Source organism: Plantactinospora sp. B6F1 (assembly GCF_040120695.1).
GTDB lineage: Bacteria > Actinomycetota > Actinomycetes > Mycobacteriales > Micromonosporaceae > Plantactinospora.
The window spans coordinates 1-1,243 of the sequence record NZ_JBEEAC010000093.1; the positions used below are offsets into that span (position 1 = coordinate 1).

General features: G+C 76.0%; 1 protein-coding gene. It reads right to left on the reverse strand.

Translation table 11 applies throughout. The features are described 5' to 3' along the window. Window positions 1-1,243 (reverse strand): HAD-IC family P-type ATPase (locus ABNF97_RS33920; RefSeq protein ID WP_349341065.1); only part of this gene is annotated, 1,243 nt, incomplete at both ends.

Genomic DNA, 1,243 nt, shown 5'->3' on the forward strand with positions numbered 1-1,243 from the left:
CCGGGCGAAGACCCGTTGGCCGTCGACGCCGTGCCGGGTGAGTTCGCCGTCGTCGCCCCGTACGACGTCGTCACCGCCACGCCAGATTCCGAGCTGGCCGCCGATGGCGGCGGCCGTGACCGGGTGGTCGCCGGTGATCAGTACGAGCCGGATGCCCGCCCGGGCGAAGGCGGCGGCGATCTCCGGCGCCGATGCCCGGACCGGGTCGCCGACCGCGACCAGACCGACCGGCCGCAGCCCCGCCACCCGCTCCGGATCCGGTGCCGTGTCGAGGATCGCGGTCGCGACCGCGAGCACGCGCAGCCCGTCGGCCGCGAGCCGGTGCGCGCCGGCCAGCATCTCCGACGTGACGCCGTCGATCAGCGGTGTGGCCAGCACCGACTCCGGCGCCCCCTTGCACACCACCAGGAACCCGCCACCGGGCCTGCGGTGCACGGTGACCATCCGTCGGCTCGCCTGCTCGAACGGCAGCTCCGCGACGCGCGGCCACGCCTCGCGCTCGGCCGACGGCTCCAGGCCGCACCGCTGCGCGAAGGCGACCAGCGCGGCCTCCAGCGGATCCCCGATCGGCGTCCACCGCGGGTGGTCTTCGGTCGGCGCCGCGAGCGCGGCATCGTTGCACAGCAGGACTGCCCGGGCCAGGTCGCGCAGGCCCGCGTCGGGTGTCGACGGTTCGTCCGCGTCGTCGCGCAACTCGCCGCCCGGGTCGTACCCGGTGCCGCGTACCCGGTATCCGGTGCCGTCGGCGGTCAGCGCCCGCTGCACGGTCATCCGTCCCTCGGTGAGGGTTCCGGTCTTGTCCGAGGCGACGACGGTGACCGAGCCGAGTGTCTCCACCGCATGCAGTCGGCGCGGAATCGCCCGGGTGGCGGCCATCCGGCGCGCGCCGAGCGCCAACGCGAGGGTGACCACGGCGGGCAGCGACTCGGGCACCGCGGCGACGACCAGGCTGACCGCAGTGACGGCCATCTCCACGACGGATCGCCCGCCGATCACGCCGACGGCGAAGACGGCGGCCGACAGCGCCACCGCGGCCAGCCCCAGGACACGACCGAGCCGGGCGAGGCGACGTTGCAGCGGAGTGGGTGCGGGCCGGGTCGTCGCGACGAGGGCGGCAATCCGGCCGAGCGCGCTGGCCGGACCGGTACGCACGACCGCGCCGGTGGCGCGCCCGGTGACCACGACGGTGCCGGCGAACGCCTCCGCGTCGGCCTGCCGGGTCACCGGTATGGACTCGCCCGCG